This is a genomic window from Nocardioides sp. Soil796, assembly GCF_001429525.1.
In the GTDB taxonomy this organism is placed as follows: Bacteria; Actinomycetota; Actinomycetes; order Propionibacteriales; family Nocardioidaceae; genus Nocardioides.
This window is the reverse complement of the sequence record NZ_LMSQ01000018.1, coordinates 1,023,509-1,041,278: the sequence shown is the minus strand read 5'-3', so window position 1 is coordinate 1,041,278 and position 17,770 is coordinate 1,023,509. Positions and strand designations below refer to the sequence as shown.

Annotated in this window: 19 protein-coding genes; 10 read left to right on the top strand and 9 right to left on the bottom strand. The window is 71.4% G+C overall.

Going from position 1 to position 17,770, the window contains the following annotated elements; translation table 11 throughout:
- Positions 1-21: 21 nt before the first annotated feature.
- The 8 genes from acs to ASH02_RS16310 all read right to left on the bottom strand — a co-directional run bounded on the left by acs (position 22) and on the right by ASH02_RS16310 (position 8,792).
- Positions 22-2,004, bottom strand: a complete 1,983-nt coding sequence (gene acs, locus ASH02_RS16345; protein WP_056679814.1) for an acetate--CoA ligase — start codon at positions 2,002-2,004, stop codon at positions 22-24.
- A gap of 158 nt (positions 2,005-2,162) precedes the next feature.
- The gene (locus ASH02_RS16340) at positions 2,163-3,791 is read right to left on the bottom strand and encodes a solute symporter family protein (RefSeq protein WP_056679817.1); all 1,629 of its coding nucleotides are present in this window, start codon (positions 3,789-3,791) and stop codon (positions 2,163-2,165) included.
- On the bottom strand, positions 3,788-4,150 hold the full coding sequence (locus ASH02_RS16335) for a DUF485 domain-containing protein (RefSeq protein WP_056679820.1): 363 nt from the start codon (positions 4,148-4,150) through the stop codon (positions 3,788-3,790). The genes ASH02_RS16340 and ASH02_RS16335 overlap by 4 nt, the downstream gene beginning before the upstream one ends.
- A gap of 135 nt (positions 4,151-4,285) precedes the next feature.
- Positions 4,286-5,776: a sodium/solute symporter gene (locus ASH02_RS16330; protein ID WP_057295080.1), complete on the bottom strand. Its 1,491-nt coding sequence runs from the start codon at positions 5,774-5,776 to the stop codon at positions 4,286-4,288.
- A gap of 38 nt (positions 5,777-5,814) precedes the next feature.
- Positions 5,815-6,189, bottom strand: coding sequence for a hypothetical protein (locus ASH02_RS16325; RefSeq protein ID WP_056890326.1), 375 nt, complete (start codon positions 6,187-6,189; stop codon positions 5,815-5,817).
- A complete protein-coding gene (locus ASH02_RS16320) occupies positions 6,186-6,905 on the bottom strand; it encodes a LytR/AlgR family response regulator transcription factor (protein ID WP_057295079.1) in 720 nt (239 codons plus the stop codon). The genes ASH02_RS16325 and ASH02_RS16320 overlap by 4 nt, the downstream gene beginning before the upstream one ends.
- Positions 6,902-8,011, bottom strand: coding sequence for a sensor histidine kinase (locus ASH02_RS16315; RefSeq protein ID WP_056679832.1), 1,110 nt, complete (start codon positions 8,009-8,011; stop codon positions 6,902-6,904). The genes ASH02_RS16320 and ASH02_RS16315 overlap by 4 nt, the downstream gene beginning before the upstream one ends.
- A 25-nt stretch (positions 8,012-8,036) precedes the next feature.
- Positions 8,037-8,792, bottom strand: coding sequence for a class I SAM-dependent methyltransferase (locus ASH02_RS16310; RefSeq protein ID WP_056890325.1), 756 nt, complete (start codon positions 8,790-8,792; stop codon positions 8,037-8,039).
- Positions 8,793-8,919: 127 nt separating this feature from the next.
- Here ASH02_RS16310 and ASH02_RS16305 point away from each other — a divergent pair, with 127 nt between their 5' ends.
- Positions 8,920-9,654, top strand: a complete 735-nt coding sequence (locus ASH02_RS16305) for a hypothetical protein (RefSeq protein ID WP_056890324.1) — start codon at positions 8,920-8,922, stop codon at positions 9,652-9,654.
- A 282-nt stretch (positions 9,655-9,936) separates the two neighbouring features.
- Here the strand turns inward: ASH02_RS16305 and ASH02_RS16300 are convergent, their stop codons facing one another.
- On the bottom strand, positions 9,937-10,764 hold the full coding sequence (locus ASH02_RS16300; protein WP_056679840.1) for an HAD family hydrolase: 828 nt from the start codon (positions 10,762-10,764) through the stop codon (positions 9,937-9,939).
- Between the two features lie 197 nt (positions 10,765-10,961).
- Here ASH02_RS16300 and ssd point away from each other — a divergent pair, with 197 nt between their 5' ends.
- The 9 genes from ssd to ASH02_RS16255 all read left to right on the top strand — a co-directional run bounded on the left by ssd (position 10,962) and on the right by ASH02_RS16255 (position 17,760).
- The gene (ssd, locus tag ASH02_RS26680) at positions 10,962-12,026 is read left to right on the top strand and encodes a septum site-determining protein Ssd (protein ID WP_056679943.1); all 1,065 of its coding nucleotides are present in this window, start codon (positions 10,962-10,964) and stop codon (positions 12,024-12,026) included.
- Positions 12,023-13,183 carry a TadA family conjugal transfer-associated ATPase gene (locus ASH02_RS16290; RefSeq protein ID WP_414858563.1) on the top strand — a complete coding sequence of 387 codons (1,161 nt, stop codon included), beginning with the start codon at positions 12,023-12,025 and terminating at the stop codon, positions 13,181-13,183. The genes ssd and ASH02_RS16290 overlap by 4 nt, the downstream gene beginning before the upstream one ends.
- The gene (locus tag ASH02_RS16285) at positions 13,180-13,947 is read left to right on the top strand and encodes a type II secretion system F family protein (protein ID WP_056890323.1); all 768 of its coding nucleotides are present in this window, start codon (positions 13,180-13,182) and stop codon (positions 13,945-13,947) included. The genes ASH02_RS16290 and ASH02_RS16285 overlap by 4 nt, the downstream gene beginning before the upstream one ends.
- A complete protein-coding gene (locus tag ASH02_RS16280; RefSeq protein WP_056890322.1) occupies positions 13,944-14,666 on the top strand; it encodes a type II secretion system F family protein in 723 nt (240 codons plus the stop codon). The genes ASH02_RS16285 and ASH02_RS16280 overlap by 4 nt, the downstream gene beginning before the upstream one ends.
- 138 nt (positions 14,667-14,804) lie before the next feature.
- A complete protein-coding gene (locus ASH02_RS16275) occupies positions 14,805-14,987 on the top strand; it encodes a DUF4244 domain-containing protein (RefSeq protein WP_056679849.1) in 183 nt (60 codons plus the stop codon).
- A complete protein-coding gene (locus tag ASH02_RS16270; protein WP_056679852.1) occupies positions 14,984-15,343 on the top strand; it encodes a TadE family type IV pilus minor pilin in 360 nt (119 codons plus the stop codon). The genes ASH02_RS16275 and ASH02_RS16270 overlap by 4 nt, the downstream gene beginning before the upstream one ends.
- Positions 15,333-15,680, top strand: a complete 348-nt coding sequence (locus ASH02_RS16265; RefSeq protein ID WP_082563681.1) for an Rv3654c family TadE-like protein — start codon at positions 15,333-15,335, stop codon at positions 15,678-15,680. Before ASH02_RS16270 ends, ASH02_RS16265 begins: the two co-directional genes overlap by 11 nt.
- Before the next feature lie 89 nt (positions 15,681-15,769).
- Positions 15,770-17,134 carry a sensor histidine kinase gene (locus ASH02_RS16260; protein ID WP_057295078.1) on the top strand — a complete coding sequence of 455 codons (1,365 nt, stop codon included), beginning with the start codon at positions 15,770-15,772 and terminating at the stop codon, positions 17,132-17,134.
- Positions 17,125-17,760 (top strand): response regulator, encoded by a 636-nt coding sequence (locus ASH02_RS16255; RefSeq protein WP_056890320.1) that lies wholly within the window; start codon positions 17,125-17,127, stop codon positions 17,758-17,760. Before ASH02_RS16260 ends, ASH02_RS16255 begins: the two co-directional genes overlap by 10 nt.
- Positions 17,761-17,770 lie beyond the last annotated feature (10 nt).

Here is a 17,770-nt window from a genome sequence, read left to right as displayed (position 1 = left end):
GTTACCCGGGAGGGGGCGGGGCTACTCGTCGGAGCCTCCGCCGGACAGGCCGGTCTGGATCAGGCTCATCACCGACGAGTCGGCCAGCGTGGTGACGTCGCCGATCTCGCGGTTCTCGGCCACGTCGCGCAGCAGGCGACGCATGATCTTGCCCGAGCGGGTCTTGGGCAGCTCGGGGACGATCATGATCTGGCGCGGCTTGGCGATCGCGCCGATCTCCTTGGCGACGTGGTTGCGCAGCTCCTGGACGAGGGCGTCACCGGACTCGCCGCCGGCGCTCTCACGCAGGATCACGAACGCACAGACGGCCTGGCCGGTCATCTCGTCGGTGGCACCGACCACAGCCGCCTCGGCGACCTTCGGGTGTGACACCAGCGCGGACTCGATCTCGGTGGTGGAGAGGCGGTGGCCGGAGACGTTCATGACGTCGTCGACGCGCCCGAGCACCCAGATGTCGCCGTCCTCGTCCTTCTTGGCACCGTCGCCGGCGAAGTAGACGCCGGGCCAGCGCGACCAGTAGGTGTCCTTGTAGCGCTCGTCGTCGCCCCAGATGGTGCGCAGCATGGCGGGCCACGGCTTGCGCAGGATCAGGTAGCCGCCCGAGCCGTCGGGCACGGACTCACCCTCGTCGTTGACCACGTCGGCGCTGATGCCGGGCAGGGCCTTCATCGCCGAGCCGGGCTTGCCGTGGGTGACGCCGGGAAGCGGCGAGATCAGGATCTGCCCGGTCTCGGTCTGCCACCACGTGTCGACCACGGGCGTCTTGCCGGCGCCGATGGTGTCGCGGTACCAGATGTAGGCCTCGGGGTTGATCGGCTCGCCGACCGATCCGAGCAGCCGGATCGAGGAGAGGTCGTGCTGGTCGGGTATCTCGCTGCCCTGCTTCATGAACGTGCGGATCGCGGTGGGCGCCGTGTAGAAGATCGTGACGCCGTACTTCGCGACGATCTCCCACCAGCGGCCCTTGCGTGGCGCGTCGGGCGTGCCTTCGTACATCACCTGGGTGGCGCCGTTGGCGAGCGGGCCGTAGACCAGGTAGGAGTGGCCGGTCACCCAGCCCACGTCGGCGGTGCACCAGTAGACGTCGGTCTCGGGCTTGAGGTCGAAGACCGACCAGTGCGTGTAGGACGTGCCGACCAGGTAGCCGCCGGTGGTGTGCAGGATGCCCTTGGGCTTGCCGGTCGTGCCGGAGGTGTACATGACGTAGAGCGGGTGCTCCGCGTCGTGCATCTCGGCCTCGTGCTCGGTCGACTGCGAGTCGACCAGCTCGTGCCACCACACGTCGACGTCGTCGTTCCACGCGACGTCCTGGCCGGTACGGCGCACCACCAGCACGTTGTCCACGAGCCCGTCGACCTTGGTGACCGCCTCGTCGACCGCGGGCTTCAACGCGGAGGGGGCGCCCCGGCGGTAGCCGCCGTCGGAGGTGACGACCAGCTTCGCGCCGCAGTCGGTGATGCGGGACGCCAGCGCGTCGGCGGAGAAGCCGCCGAAGATCACGGTGTGGGGCGCACCGAGACGGGCGCAGGCCAGCATCGTGAAGACGCACTCGGGGATCATCGGCAGGTAGATCGCGACCCGGTCGCCCTTCTGGACGCCGAGCGAGATGAGCGCGTTCGTGGCCTTGTTGACCTCCTCGCCCAGCTGCGCGTAGGTGATGTCGCGGAAGTCCTCCTCGGGCTCACCGACCCAGTGGATGGCGACCTTGTCGCCGTTGCCGGCCTCGATGTGCCGGTCCACGCAGTTGACGGCCGCGTTGATCGTGCCGCCGGTGAACCACTTGGCGAACGGTGGGTTGTCCCAGTCGAGGACACGGTCCCACTTCTGGCCCCAGTCGAGGCGCTCGGCCTGCGTGGCCCAGAAGCCCTCGAAGTCCTCGTCCGCGGCGGCGTAGGCGTCTGCCTTCACGTTGGCGGCGGCGGCCAGCTCCTCGGGGGGAGCGAAGCGTCGCTCCTCGTGGCTCAGGTTGGACAGGGTCTCGCTGGACGTTGGACGCTCGCTCACATTCACTCCTGATTTGATTCGCTCTTCTGTGCCGGCCGTCACATGCAGCCTAGGCCGGTATCCGCTGTGCGACGAGAGCGGTCTCGGCACAAAGCAGGATTCCGGTCCGGAGGTTGCGGCCACGTTGCAGCGACCCCCGGACCGGAATCAGGTGGATCTCACTCCTTGACGGCCGCCTCGGCGCCCGCGCCGGTCAGCGCACGCACCTCCAGCTCGTCGTACGCCGCCTCCGAGTCCGTCTCCTTCGACAGCACCGTGCCGAGCCAGCCGAAGAAGAAGCCGAGCGGGATCGAGACGATGCCGGGGTTGTCCAGTGGGAACCAGGAGAAGTCGACGCTCTTCGGCAGCAGCGCGGCATTGGTCCCGTCGGCGTTCAGCTTCCCCGACACGACCGGCGAGGAGATCACCAGGACCAGGCAGGAGATCAGGCCGCCGTAGATCGCCCACGTCGCGCCCTGGGTGTTGAACCGCCTCCAGAACAGGTTGTAGATGATCGACGGCAGGTTCGCCGAGGCCGCCACCGCGAACGCCAGGGCCACCAGGAAGGCGATGTTCAGCTTCTGGGCGGGGATCGCCAGCGCGATGGCCACACCACCGATCACGAACGCGGAGATGCGGGCCACGTGGACCTCCTGGGTCTCGGTCGCGGTGCCCTTCTTCCACACGTTGGCGTAGAGGTCGTGCGCCACCGACGACGCGGAGGTCAGGGTCAGCCCGGCCACGACCGCGAGGATCGTCGCGAAGGCGACCGCCGAGATCAGGGCCAGCAGTACGGCGCCTCCGGTGGTGCCGGCTCCACCGCCCACGGCTTCGGCCAGAAGTGGTGAGGCCAGGTTTCCGCCGCTCTCCGCGACCTTGCTGCCCGGACCGGTGTCCAGCAGGGCAGCCGCACCGAACCCGAGGGCAAGGGTCATCAGGTAGAACGTGCCGATCAGGCCGATCGCCCACATCACTGAGGTGCGGGCCGCCTTGGCGGTCGGCACCGTGTAGAAGCGGATCAGGATGTGCGGCAGGCCGGCGGTGCCGAGCACCAACGCGATGCCGAGCGAGATGAAGTCGAGCTTGCTGGTCATGTCGATGCCGTACTTCAGGCCGGGCTGGAGGAACGCCTCGCCCTTGCCGGTGTTGTCCGAGGCGGCACCGAGAAGCTCGGAGAAGTTGAAGTCGAACTTCGCCAGGACCAGGAAGGTGATCAGGACGGTGCCGGCCATCAGCAGCACGGCCTTGACGATCTGCACCCAGGTGGTGCCCTTCATGCCGCCGACGGTGACGTAGAAGATCATCAGCAGGCCGACTCCGACGATCACGAGGGCCTTCATGAGCTCGCTCTCGACACCGAGGAGGAGGGTCACGAGTGCACCCGCACCGACCATCTGGGCGAGCAGGTAGAAGATCGAGACCACGACGGTGGACGTGGCGGCCGCCGTACGCACGGGCCGCTGCTTCATGCGGTAGGCCAGCTGGTCGGCCATCGTGTAGCGGCCCGAGTTGCGGAGCAGCTCGGCGACGAGCAACAGGGCCACCAGCCAGGCGACCAGGAACCCGATCGAGTAGAGGAAGCCGTCGTAGCCGTTGAGGGCGATCAGCCCGGAGATGCCGAGGAACGAGGCGGCCGACATGTAGTCGCCCGAGACCGCCATCCCGTTCTGGAAGCCGCTGAACTGGCGCCCTCCGGCGTAGAAGTTCGCCGTGCCCGAGGTCTGTCGGCTGGCCCAGAAGGTGATCGCCACCGTGATCAGGACGACGCCGACGAAGAGGACGGCGGTGAGGAGCTCGGTGCCGTTCATGCGGGCCTCCCCTCGCCCTCGATGACCGCGTCGTAGCGGGCCTCGAGCTGGCGGGCGACCGGGTCCACGTTGCGGTTCATGTGCCGCGCGTAGAGCCAGGCGATCAGGAACGTCGAGGCGAACTGCAGCAGCCCGAAGACCAGGGCCACGTTGATGTGCCCGACGAGCTTGGTGTTCATGAAGTCGTTCGCCCAGTTCGACATGATCACGTAGAGCAGGTACCAGGCCAGGAAGGCCACGGTCCACGGGATGACGAAGCTGCGGTAGCGCCGACGCAGGTCGGCGAACTCGGCCGAGTCGTGGAGCTCTTGGTAGATCGGATGTTGCGAGCGTCGGTGTACGCCGTGTGCATCGGTCACGGGATCGCCTCTCGTGCGGGGGTGTGACACCAGTCACGCTAGGAACTACGGCGCCGCAGCATCAGGGGTGCGACCAGACTGCGCGGCCAGTGGAACGGCCGAATCGGCGGGCGGTGCGATCGGTGCGACGAACGGTCAGCCGCGGTCGAGCGCCACGGCTTCCGGCGTGTGCAGTCGCACCATGAACCGGCGCACGTGTGGCGGCACACGAGAGGCGGTGGCCCGCGAGACGACGTACATGGTGACGAAGGCCAGCGGCACCGACCACGCGGCCGGTTGGCTCAGCAGTGCGTCGACCCAACCGGTGGTCGAGTAGGGGCTCAGGGAGTAGGTGACGCCGATGCCGGACGAGACGAAGCCGGCGCCGAGCCCCGCCAGGGCGCCGACGTCGGTCAGCCCGCGCCACCAGATGCCCAGCACCAGCAGGGGACAGAACGTCGAGGCGGCGACCGCGAAGGCCAACCCGACCGCCTTCGCGATGCCGAGGTCCGGCGCCGAGACGGCGGCCACGCACGGCGTCACCACGGCGACCACGGCCGCGACGCGGAAGGCGCGTACGCCGGTGAGGCGCGTGCCGCGGAAGACGTCCTGGGTGAGCACGCCGGTCACCGCCAGGGACAGCCCCGACGAGGTCGAGAGGAACGCCGCGAACGCGCCGGCGGTGACCAGTGCCGAGAGCAGCTCGCCGGCCGCGCCCGGGACCATCAGCCTCGGCAGCTCGAGCACCAACACGTCGGAGTGGGTCGTGTCGCCGTACACCCGGCCGAGTGCGGCGTACACCGGTGGCAGCAGGTAGAACGCGCTGAGCAGGGCCAGCACCACCACCGTCGTACGTCGAGCCGCCCGGCCGTCGGGGTTCGTGTAGAACCGCACCACGACGTGGGGGAGGCCCATGGTGCCGAGGAACGTGGCGATGATCAGGGACCAGGTCAGGTAGAGGCCCTGCCCGCCGCCCTCGCCGAGGGGGAGGGACCAGTCGCCGCCGGACCCGGCGCCCGGGCCGGGCCGTCCGTCGCCGAGCCACACGCCGCCCATCACCACCGCCGGCACCAGGAGGGCGGTCAGCTTGAGCCAGTACTGGAAGGCCTGCACGAACGTGATGCTGCGCATGCCTCCGGAGAGCACGTTGACCAGCACGACGCCCGCCACGACCATGGCACCGAGCCAGGGCGGCGCCCCGGTCGTCGACTCGAGCGTGATGCCGGCGCCCTGGAACTGGGGGACGAGGTAGAGCCAGCCGATGGCCACCACCAACAGGGTGCACGTCGTGCGCACCCGCGCCGAGGCCAGCCGGGCCTCGGCGAAGTCGGGCAGCGTGTAGGCGCCCGAGCGACGCAACGGCGCGGCCACCAGCACCAGCAGCACCAGGTAGCCGGCGGTCCAGCCGACGGGGTACCAGAGCATGTCGGCGCCGAAGACCAGCACCAGCCCGGCGACGCCGAGGAACGACGCCGCGGAGAGGTACTCGCCGCCGATCGCCGAGGCGTTGAGCGCCGGTCGCACCGACCGGGAGGCGACGAAGAAGTCGCTGGTGGTGCGCGAGAAGCGCAGTCCCCATGTGCCGATGGCCAGCGTGGCGACGGCGACCAGTGCCACCGCGACGACGCTCGGCACCGAGGTGATCATGGCTGCCCCGTCATGGCTGCCCCGTCATGTCTGCACCGTCATGACTCGGCGATCTCGACGAGCTCGGCGAAGTCGCGTTCGTGGCGCTCGGCCCGCCGTACGTAGGACCAGCCGAGCAGGACCAGCACGGGGTAGATGAGGACGCCGAGCAGCAGGATCGCCACCGGGACCCCGGCCACCCGGAGGTCCGAGAACCGCGGGAAGAGGTGGAAGGTCAGCGGCAGCGCGACCGCGAACGCGAAGAGCGGCGCCAGGGTGAGTACGGCGAGCCGCAGCTGGGCGCGCAGCAGCGACTGGATCATCACCGCTCCGAGGAGGGTCTGGTCGTCGATCTCGTGCGCCCGGGTCCGGCGACTCGTCGTACGCCGTGGGGGCCCGGTGACCCGGACCCGCTCGGGGGGACCGGTGCTCATGGCCGGCCCCGGTTGAGCAGCTCGCGCAACGCCGGGGTGTGCCGCCGGCTCACCACGAGCTCGATTCCCTCACCGACCCGCACGGTGCACCGGCCGCTCTCCATGCGCACCTCGCTGATGTGCGCGAGCGCGACCAGCAGGGAGCGGTGGACCCGCACGAAGCCGGCCGGGCCCCACTGCTCCTCGAGCACGGTCAGGGGAGTGCGCAACAGGTAGGAGTCGTGCGGGGTGTGCAGTCGCGCGTAGTCGCCCTGCGCCTCGACGTGCGTGATGTCGCTGCGGTTGATGAAGCGGGTCACGCCGCCGCGTTCGACCGGGATCTGCTCGTCGCCGCTGGCCGCCGGCTGGGCCACGCCCTCGACCACGCGGCGTACCGCCTCGGCGAGGCGCTCCTCGCGCACCGGCTTGAGCACGTAGTCGACGGCCCGCAGCTCGAAGGCGTCGACGGCGTGCTGCTCGTGGGCGGTCACGAACACGATCGGGGGAGGGTTGCGGAAGCGGCTCAGCACCTGGGCGAGCTCCACCCCGGTCAGGCCGGGCATCTGGATGTCGAGGAAGACCGCGTCGATGGTCGTGTCCTGGAGCAGCCGGAGCCCCTCGGTGGCGGAGTCGACGGCCACCACCGAGGCCACGTCTGGGTGGCGCTCCAGCAGGAACGTGAGCTCGTCCAGGGCCGGGCGTTCGTCGTCGACGACGAGGACTCTCAGGGCGGTCATGGGTGCACTCCCGGGGCGAACTTGGGCACCCGGACGATCACTCTCGTCCCGGCGCCGGGGGCGGTCTCGACGATCAGGCCGTAGTCGTCGCCGAAGGTGTCACGCAGCCGGACGTCGACGTTGCCGAGGCCGACCGAGTCGAGGTCGGCGTCGCCGGCCAGCGCCCGGCGTACCCGCTCGGGATCCTCGCCCGCGCCGTTGTCCTCGACCTCGATCACGCAGTCGGCGTCGTGGTCGCGGGCGGTGATCGTGATGTGGCCGTCCCCCTTCTCCGCCAGGCCGTGGCGTACGGCGTTCTCGACGAGCGGCTGGATGCAGAGGAAGGGTACGGCGACCGGCAGCACCTCCGGCGCGATCCGGAGGGTGACGCCGAGCCGGTCACCGAACCGGGCCTGTTCGAGCAGCAGGTAGCGCTCGACGGACCGGAGCTCCTCGGCGAGGGTGGTGAACTCGCCGTGCCTGCGGAACGAGTAGCGGGTGAAGTCGGCGAACTCCAGCAGCAGCTCACGGGCCCGGTCGGGATCGGTGCGCACGAACGACGCGATCGCGCCCAGCGAGTTGTAGATGAAGTGCGGGCTGATCTGGGCGCGCAGGGCCCGCACCTCGGCCTCCATCAAACGGGTGCGCGACGCGTCGAGCTCGGCCAGCTCGAGCTGCCCCGAGACCCATGTGGCGACCTCGTCGGCGGCGCGCACCAGGCCGGCGGTGGCGCTGGGGGTGAACGCCTGCAGGGTGCCGACGATCAGGTCGTCCACGACGAGTGGGGAGACGACGGCGTAGCGGATCGGGCAGTTCGGCACGTGGCACGTGACGCTGCGCTGCGCCACGTGCGTGCGGCCCTCCTCGACGGCGATCGCGGCGAGCTCGGGGCAGTGGGTGGAGTGGTGGTCGCCGGTGCCGTCCCACGCCAGCAGGCCGGCGGTGTCGGTGAGGGCCAGCGCCGGGGCGCCCAGCAGGGCCCGCAGGTGGCGCACGCTGCGCTCGGCGCTGGCACTCGTCAGGCCCTCACGCAGTGCGGGCGAGGCCCGTGATGCGGTGTGCAGGGTGCGGAACGTCGCCCGATCAGCCTCTGTGACGAGGTGGGAACGCCGCCAGCCGAACGCCATGGCCACACACTAGGGCGTAACCGCGCTAGCGGAAGTCGATCAGCAGCAGATCGGACTCCGAGCCGTCCTGCGGTGTGGGCGGCCGCTGGTCGGTGTCGTCACCGGAGTCGTCTGCCTGGTCCGTCGCGTCGGGGTCGTGCTGCTCGTCGAGCCCGTGTGGCGGCGCCCAGGCGTTCTCGACCACGGTCGCCTTGAAGCACCGGCTCAGCCACGGCATCTGCATCCCGTCGGCGCCCCGACCGTAGTCGTCGTACAGCGCGAGTGCGGCCGTCGTACGACGCTCGATCTCGGTGTCACCACGCCCGGAGAGCTCGGTGCGCACCATCGCCTCGAGGGACTCGCGGTTCACGACCTGCCAGTAGCGGAAGGGGGAGTCGCTCACGAAGCCGAAGAGGGTGGAGTTGACCAGGCCGACTGCCGGGGCGTCGCCAGCGGGGGTGTTGCCGAGCACACCGTCGAGCTTGCGGGCCCAGGGGATGCGCTGGTCGCGCTCGTTGCAGACCAGGGCGACCTGGCCACCGGGACGCAGCACCCGCGCGATCGCCTCGAGGTCGTCGGGCACGCCGTGCGTGGAGAGGACGACGTCGATGCTGCGGTCGGGGAACGGAAGCGGCTCGCCGGTGCCCTCCACGTCGGTGACGTCGTGGCCGTCCACGGCGATCGCCTCGGCGACGTCCGCGTCACCCAGCACCACGACGGTGCGCGGCGAGGAGCCCAGCAACCACTGCACGGCCTCGGCCGGGAAGGCGGGTCGGTCCTGGGGAGCGCGCTGGTGGTCCATTGATCCGAGGCTACCTGCTGGACCCGCCGAAGCTGCGTAGCAAGAGGTCCCGCGGACAGGCCGAATGTCGGCTGCCCGCAGCCCCGCTCGACAGCCCCCACCCGCGGCACCTCTAACGTTGCGAGGCATGAGCAGTGTCACGAACGGCGATCCGCTGGCCTCCCTCGCTGCGCTCGAGGGAGTGCCGTCGGCCTTCGCCGGCACCAGGGACGGCGTCGACGCGATGCTGCGGGATCGCGGCCTGCGCAAGACGGCGCCCGAGCTGACCACCGAGTCGCTGCTCCGAGGCGCCTGTGCCAGCGGCGTGCTGGAAGGCTCCGGCTCCAGCCTGGACGAGATCCGCGCCGGAGACGGCGACGAGACCGCACAGGCGGCGATCAGGGTCTCGACCCAGGCGCTCTCGCTGGTGCCGACGCTGAAGACCGCGCCCCTGCAGGCCTTTGCCCGCCTGCACGCCCTGGCCGGCAAGGGCACCCTGGCCGACGAGCAGCTGGGCCGCCCGCGGGACGGCGACGCGGCGGAGCGGCTGAGGATCCTCGGCCAGAGGTTGCTGGCACCCACCACCGCGCCGGCGATGCTGGTCGCGGCCGTCGTACACGCCGAGCTGGCGACGGCGGCACCGTTCGCCTCGCACAACGGCATCGTCGCCCGGGCCGCCGAACGCCTCGTGCTGGTGGCCCGCGGGGTCGACGAGAAGTCGCTGCTGGTGCCCGAGGCGGGCCACCTGGCCCTGCGCGCGGAGTACGAGTCGAACCTGCGCGCCTATGCGAACGCCAGCGGCAGCAGCGGAGTGCACGCGTGGTTGCTCTACGCGGCGGAGGCCTACGCGGCGGCGGCCGAGGCCAGCCCCGTGCGCGGCTGAGTCTGCATCGGTCCGGACATGCGAGCGGCACCCGACTCGCATGGATTCGGGTGCCGCCGCTGACACGCGAAACCCGGGTAACAAGCGTGCACTATCTAACTACTGCCCTCGGGGTCAGACCCGATCTTGGCAAGCGCCCTGAAGAAGGGTAGATCGCCGCGTGGGTACCTGGTTCACGTGCAAACTCTTGAGTTGTATGTCCATGTGTACGCCGGTTCCGGATGCACTTCAAGGGTTGACTTACGGGTCCATTGATGTGTGCCGCGGGGCCACGTGGAGCGGTCAGGCGGGGCCACGCCTGCGCAGGTTCACCGCGATCGCCCCACCGGCTACCATCAGGCCTCCGACCGCCAGTGCGGCCAGTGTCGGCTTGGCCGGAGGCAGCTTCACCCGGCGGCCGAGGTTGACCGGCTTGGTGAAGACCAGCACCGGCCACTCGTGCTCCACGGCCGCCTTGCGCAGCTCCTTGTCGGGGTTCACCGCGTGCGGGTGCCCCACCGCCTCGAGCATGGGCAGGTCGGTGATCGAGTCGCTGTAGGCGTAGCAGTGGGAGAGGTCGAAGCCTTCCTCCGCGGCGAGCTCGCGGATCGCCTCGGCCTTCGTCTCCGCGTAGGCGTAGTAGTCGATCTCGCCGGTGTACTTGCCGTCCACGATCTCCAGGCGCGTGGCGATGACCCGGTCGGCGCCGAGCATCTCTCCGATCGGGCCGACCACCTCGGCACCCGAGGTCGACACGATGATCACCTCGCGGCCGGCCAGGTGGTGCTCCTCGATCAGGCTGACCGCCTCGTCGTAGACCAGCGGGTCGACGATGTTGTGCAGTGTCTCGGCGACGATCTCCCGCACGGTGGCGACGTTCCAGCCGGCGCACAGCTGCGACATGAACTGCCGCAGCTTCTCCATCTGGTCGTGGTCGGCGCCCCCGACGAGGTAGACGAACTGGGCGTAGGCGCTGCGCAGCACGGCCCGCCGCGAGATCAGGCCACCGGCCTGGAAGGGCTTGCTGAACGCGAGCGTGCTCGACTTGGCGATGATCGTCTTGTCGAGGTCGAAGAAGGCGGCTTCGCGAGAGCCGCCCGGATGGTGCGGGCGCTGGGCCGATGCAGGCATGGCCACATCCTAGGTGGACGATTCCAAGGGGAGTGCCGGGCTCGCGGTGCGCCGCTCCCCGATCCGGCACCCTTGGAATCGCCCACCTGGGCAGGCAGCCGGCCGGTTTCCGTGCACAGGCGCGGTCGCGACCAGGTTATCCACAGATGCCGTACGACGAGGAGTCGACCGCCCCTCATGCGGGCAACTCTGGTGGCATGACGAATCCCCTCATCATCACGCGCGACCAGGCCCTCCACGACGAGCTCCAGCGACTGGCCGCGGCGGCCGGTGTGGTTCCCGACGTCACCTCCGACCCGGCCGCCGCCCTGCGGTCCTGGTCGACGGCGTCCGTCGTCCTCCTCGGTGCCGACGTGGCCGACGAGCTGGCCGCGATCGAACCGCCGAGACGCGTGGGCGTCCATCTCGTGGCCTGGGGCCACCTGCCCGACGAGGCGTTCCGCACCGCCCTGGCCCTCGGCATCGAGAACGTCGTCGAGCTGCCGGGCTGCGACTCCTGGGTCCTCGAGGTGCTGGCCGACTCCTCGGAGCGCTTCGACGTCGACGGCGTGACCATCGGCGTGGTCGGCGGGTCGGGCGGTGCCGGGGCCACCACGTTCTCCTGTGCCCTGGCGATGATGGCCGCCCGTGAGGGCCCGGCCTGCCTGATCGACACCGATCCGCTCGGGCCCGGCGCCGACCAGGTGCTCGGCATGGAGCGCCTAGACGGCGTCCGGTGGGACGCGTTGCAGCAGACCACCGGCCGGCTCGGTGCGCGGGCGCTGCGCGATGCCCTGCCCCGGCGAGGCGATCTGGGTGTGCTGACCTTCGGCGCCGGCGGCCCGAGTGGCGTCGAGACCCTGCAGCCGTTCGCTGCCCGGGCGGCCGTGGCGGCGGCGACCCGGGGCCATCGTGTGGTGGTGCTCGACCTGCCGCGCGCCGGGGGCGACCTTGCCGAGGAGCTGATGGCGCGATGCCAGTCGCTGGTCGTCGTGACCCGGGCGACCCTGCCCGGTCTGTCGTCCGCGGCTCGCTTCGCGGAGCTGGCCCGCAGGTCCGGGCCCTTGGCCCTGGTGGTCCGCGGGTCGGGGGTCGACGCGGCCGAGGCCCAGCGACTGGTCGGTGCGCCGGTGCTTGCGGCGATGCCCGACCAACGCGGCCTCGACGAGGCGATCGACCTCGGCCAGGGGCCGGTGAAGTCGCGCCGCGGAGTCCTCGCGAAGGCTGCCCGGGACGTGTTGCGGGCGGTGGGCCCGGCGGCCGCGGCCAGGTCGGCGGCGTGATCGGTGAGGTGCCCGAGGAGCTCCTCGATGAGGTCCGCGAACGCCTGGCCCGCGACGGGCACCTGCTCACCCCGCAGCGGGTGGCGGAGGCACTGCGGTCGGCGGGGCGACCGGTCGGCGACGCCACGGTGCTCGCGGTGCACGAGTCGTTGCGCGCCGACGTGGTCGGCGTGGGCATCCTCGAGCCGCTGCTGCGACAGGAGGGCGTGACCGACGTCCTGGTGAACAGCCCCGACTCGGTCTGGTTCGACCGTGGCCGCGGCCTCGAGTCGGCCGGAGTCCGGTTCCCGAACGAGGAGGCCGTACGCCGACTCGCGCAACGGCTGGCCTCGTCCGGTGGGCGTCGCCTCGACGACGCCACCCCCTACGTCGACGTGCGCCTGCGCGACGGCACCCGCTGCCATGCCGTGCTCGCTCCGGTCGCCCGCCCCGGCACGGTGATCTCGCTCCGGGTGCCGCGGCCGGCCGGCTGGTCCCTCGACGAGCTCGCCGACCGCGGAATGCTGGGTGGCGACGCGCTCACGTTGATCCGCCGGGTGCTGGCCGCGCGCCTCTCGTTCCTGGTCTCGGGCGGCACGGGCAGCGGCAAGACGACCCTCCTGGCCGCGATGCTGGGCGAGGTCGACCCGGCGCACCGGCTGGTCCTCGTCGAGGACTCCAGTGAGCTCCGCCCCGACCACCCCCACGTGGTGGGGCTGGAGGCACGGGTGGCCAACGTCGAGGGCGCCGGCGAGATCCCGATGCGCACCCTCGTGCGCCAGGCCCTGCGCATGCGGCCCGACCGGCTGGTCGTGGGCGAGGTCCGTGGCATCGAGGTGGTCGACCTGCTGGCCGCCCTCAACACCGGGCACGAGGGCGGCTGCGGCACGCTCCACGCCAACTCCGCCGCCGACGTACCCGCCCGCGTCGAGGCGCTGGCCCTGCCCGCCGGGCTCGGGCGCGACGCCGTGCACAGCCAGCTGGCGTCGGCGATAGACGTCTTCCTGCACCTCGGTCGCGACCGCGCGGGCGAGCGCCGGCTGGCAGAGATCGCCGTGCCCGCCCGCGGACCGACCGGCTTCGTCGACGCGCTCACCGCCGTCAGCTTCCCGGTCGACGGCCGGGTGCGTGAGGGGCCGGGCATCGAGCGCCTGGCCGACCGCCTGGCGGAGCCGTGAGTGCCCTGGTCGCGGCTGGCCTCGCCGGAGTCGCCGTGCTCCTGGTCCGGCCGCTACCGCGGTGTCGTCCGCTCGCCAGGCACGTCTGGTTCGCGGGCCTGGTCGTCGCTGTCTGTGCCGTCGCCCTCTCGGGTGGAGTGCCGTGGAGGTTCGCGGCACCCGCGGTGATCGGCGTCGGTGCCGTTGCCGGCCTCGGCTCCCTGCGCACCAAGCGCCGTCGGTCCGTCGAGGCGGCCCGCACCGGCGCGCACATCCAGGAGGTGTGCGAGCTGATCAGCGGTGAGCTCCAGGCCGGCATGCCGGTGGGTCGGTGTCTCTCCGAGGCCGCCTCGGTGTGGCCTCCCATGTCAGCCGTGACGTCTGCCCACACCCTCGGCGGCTCGGTGCCCGACGCGTTGCGTGAGCTGGCGGTGCGCCCCGGAGCGGGTGACCTGCGGCTGGTGGCGGCGGCCTGGCAGGTCGCGGTCCGGTCGGGGAGCGGCCTGGCGGAGGCACTCGCCGGGGTCGCCGAGACCGTCCGGGCTCGCGAGGCGACCCGGCGGCTGGTCCGCTCGGAGCTGGCCTCGGCGCGCTCGACGGCGAGGTTGATGGCAGCACTCCCGGCGCTCACCCTGGCCATGGGGTCCGGCGCGGGCGGCGACCCGTTCCGGTTCCTGGTCGGCACTCCTCTGGGCCTGGGCTGCCTGGCCGTCGGCGTCCTGCTGACCGTGGTGGGGCTGCGCTGGATCGAGTCCATCGCGTCCGGAGTCGAGGCGACGGCGTGACCCCCGCGGTGATGACGGCGCTGCTGGCGGCTGCCGCGGTGTTCCTCGTGTTCCCGCCGCGCCGCACCGTGCGTCGACCAGACCGACACAACCCGGCGGACCTGCAGCGGGAGGCTTCGCTCCTGGTGCGGTTCCGGCCGCTGGTGAGTGCGTGCGCCGCACTCGGGGGAGTGACGTTCTTCTCGATGCCGCTGGGAGGCGTGGTGGCCGTCGTCGGGTTCGTGGCCGCGTGGGTGACCATCGGCCGCTCGGAGCCGGCTGCCGTACGCCGACAACGCGAGGCCGCCGTGCGTGAGCTGCCGCAGGTCGTGCACCTGCTGGGACTCGTGCTGGCCGCCGGCGGGTCCCTGCCCGAGGCGGTGCGACAGGTGTCCCGGGCGCTTCCCGGCCCCGGGGCCGAACCACTGCGTCGGGCCGAGGCCAGGCTCGGCATCGGGATGGCGCCGGTCGACGTGTGGCGCGAGCTGTCCGCCGTGCCGGCGTACGACCGGGTGGGGCGCGCACTCCTGCGGGCGGAGGCGTCCGGTGTTCCCATCGCCGATGTCGTACGCCGGCTCGGCAACGACCTCGAACGCGAGGAGAGGGCCCGGGTCGAGGACCGTGCCCGCACGGTCGGCGTCCGCGCGGCGGTGCCTCTCGGCCTGTTCCTGCTGCCCGCGTTCCTGGTGATCGGCATCGTGCCGGTGATCGCCGCGGCGTTGGGGTCGCTGTCGTGGTGATCCCACCGGTTTCCGTGCACAGGAAGGTTGCTGCAGGTGTTCTCCACAGGGCGGGTCGGGGCGTCCACGAGGGGACCCGGAAACGGCGAGGGTGGAAGCACCGGCCGCGCCCGTGGCCGGAGAAGAAGGAGGTTGTCCATGACAGTGACAGGCACGACGCGCCGCGACGAGCGGGGTATCACCACGGCCGAATACGCGGTGGGCACGGCGGCCGGGGCGGGCCTGGCCGGTGTGCTCTACCAGCTGGTGACCGGCGGCTTCGGCGACCAGATGCTGCGGCAGATGTTCAACCATGTGCTCGGGATGCTCGGCATCGGATGAGGCGCGACGAGCGGGGGGCGGTCACCGCGGAGACGGCGCTCGCCCTCCCGCTCCTGGTCGCGGTGACCCTGGCGATGGTGTGGCTGCTGACCTTCGGCGTCGCCCAGATGAAGTCGACCGATGCCGCGCGTGAGGCCGCTCGTGCGCTGGCCCGTGGTGAGACCGCCGACCGGGCCGTCGCGCTCGCGCACGAGGTCGCTCCCGGTGCGTCGGTGAGCATCAGCGAGGGCGACGGCACGGTGACCGTGGTGGTCAGCGACCAGGTGCCGTCGCCCGGAGGCGTGTTCGACGGGCTGAGCGGCGACACCCACGGCGAGGCGACTGCCCTGCGGGAGGAGTCCGACGATGCGGGGTGAACGCGGCTCGGCGTCCCTGCTCGTGGTCTCGCTGATCGGCGTGGTCGTGCTGCTCGGGCTCGCCGCCGCGTTCATGACGGCGACGGCGGCCGCCCACCGCCGGGCCCAGGCCGGGGCAGACCTGGCGGCGCTCGCGGGTGCGGTGACCCTGCAGGACGCCGGCGATGCCTGCGCGGCCGCGTCGGGAGTGGCGGCGGCCAACGAGGCCGAGCTGACCACGTGTGACCTGTTCGGCGAGGACGTGGTGGTCTCCGTGCGGGTCGAGGGCCCCGAGTTCCTGGGCCACACCTTCGAGATCACCGGCCACTCGCGTGCCGGCCCTCAACCCACCGGGTGAGATCGCCGAGCGGGTGTCGGGTTTCCCCGACAACAGGTGTGGTGCTGGCAGGATCGTTTCCGGACGCCCGAATTCCTAGCGTTGACGACATGAGCCACGCACTGACAGAGCACCCCGCCGAGCCCGCCGTCCCCGGCGAGGACACCACGACCTGGATCGAGCCGATCGCCACACCGTCAGCACCCCACGACACCGCACGACGTTCGCCGTCGTGGGGGCGCCGCGTGCTGCTCGACTCGGCCTACAACGTGAGCGCCCTCGCGCTCGCCGTACCTGCCTTCGTGCTGATGGTCACCGGGCTGGCCGTCGGCGTGGCGCTGGCGGTCACCCTGTTCGGGCTCCCGGTCCTGGCCCTGACGGCGTACGTCGCCCGTGGCTTCGCCCACGTCGAGCGCCGCCGCGTGCGCACCCTGTTGTACGCCGACGCGCCGACGCCGCACTACCGCCGGGCCCGTGACGAGTCGGGCTGGCTGCGACGGGCCGTCGCGCCCCTGACCGATCCGCAGTCGTGGCTCGACATCGTCTGGTCCGTGGTCGGCTTCGCGACCTCGATCCTCGCGTTCGTCGCCACGGTGGTCTGGTGGTCGGTGACCGCCGGCGGCCTGACCTACTGGGTCTGGCAGCGCTACATCCCCTTCGACGACGAGGGCAACCAGACGCTCGCCGAGCTGCTCGGCTTCGGTGACGGGCGCCGGGCCGAGAGCGTGCTGATGCTGATCATCGGCGTCGTGGCCCTGCTGACCCTGCCGTTCGTGATGCGCCTGGTCGCGCTGGTGCAGTCCAGCCTGAGTCGTGTGATGCTCTCGAGCCGGGGCGTGCTGCAGCAGGAGATGACCCGCCTCGAGGACACCCGCCACGCCGCTCGCCTCGCCGAGGCCGGGTCACTGCGCCGCCTCGAACGCGACATCCACGACGGTCCCCAGCAGCGCCTGGTCCGCCTCGGGATGGACCTCGGTCGGGCTCGCAAGCAGCTCGACACCGACCCCGACCTGGCCCGCACCACCATCGACACCGCCCTGAAGCAGGCGCGTGAGGCCGTGGAGGAGCTGCGATCACTCTCCCGCGGGATCGCGCCACCGATCCTCGTCGACCGCGGCCTGGCCGCTGCCCTCCAGGAGCTGGCCGGACGCGCCGCGGTGCCGGTCACGGCGGCCATCGACGACCTGGGTGAGGTGCCGCCCCACGTCGAGACCGCCGCCTACTACGTCGCCTCCGAGGCGCTGACCAACGTCGCCAAGCACAGCGGGGTCGACCACGCCCGCCTCGACGTCCGCCGCGACGGCGACCTGCTCGCGGTCGAGGTCGTCGACCACGGCGTCGGTGGTGCCGCGTCGGGCAAGGGGCACGGCCTGGCCGGGCTCGAACAGCGGGTGCGTGCCGCCGACGGTGTGCTCCGGATCGACTCGCCGGCCGGCGGTCCGACCACGATCAGGGCGGAGCTTCCGTGCGCATAGTCATCGCCGACGACTCCCTGCTGCTCCGCGAGGGGCTGCAGCTGTTGCTCACCGAGGCGGGCCACGACGTGGTCTCCTCTGTGGGCGACGGTCCGTCGTTCGTCGAGGCTGCCCTGGCTGAACGCCCCGACGTGAGCATCGTCGACATCCGGATGCCGCCCTCACACACCGACGAGGGCCTCCGCGCCGCGGTCGACGTACGCCGCGCCTGGCCGGCCGCACCGGTGATGGTGCTCTCGCAGTACGTCGAGGTCTCCTACGCCGACGAGCTGATCGCCGGCGGCCAGGGGAGCATCGGCTACCTGCTCAAGGACCGGGTCAGCGACATCGACGACTTCCTCGACTCGCTCCAGCGGGTCGCCGAGGGCGGCACGGTGATGGACCCGTTGGTCATCTCCCAGCTGATGGGCCGCCGGCCGGACCCGCTCGAGTCGCTGACGCCGCGAGAGCGCGAGGTGCTCGGGCTGATGGCCGAGGGGCTCTCCAACACCTCGATCGCGGAGCGCCTCATGGTCACGCTCGGCGGCGTCGAGAAGCACACCCAGCGCATCTTCGCCAAACTCGGCCTGCTGCCCGACGAGTCCGCACACCGGCGGGTGCTGGCCGTGCTCCGGTTCCTCCGCTGAGGTCTCGCTG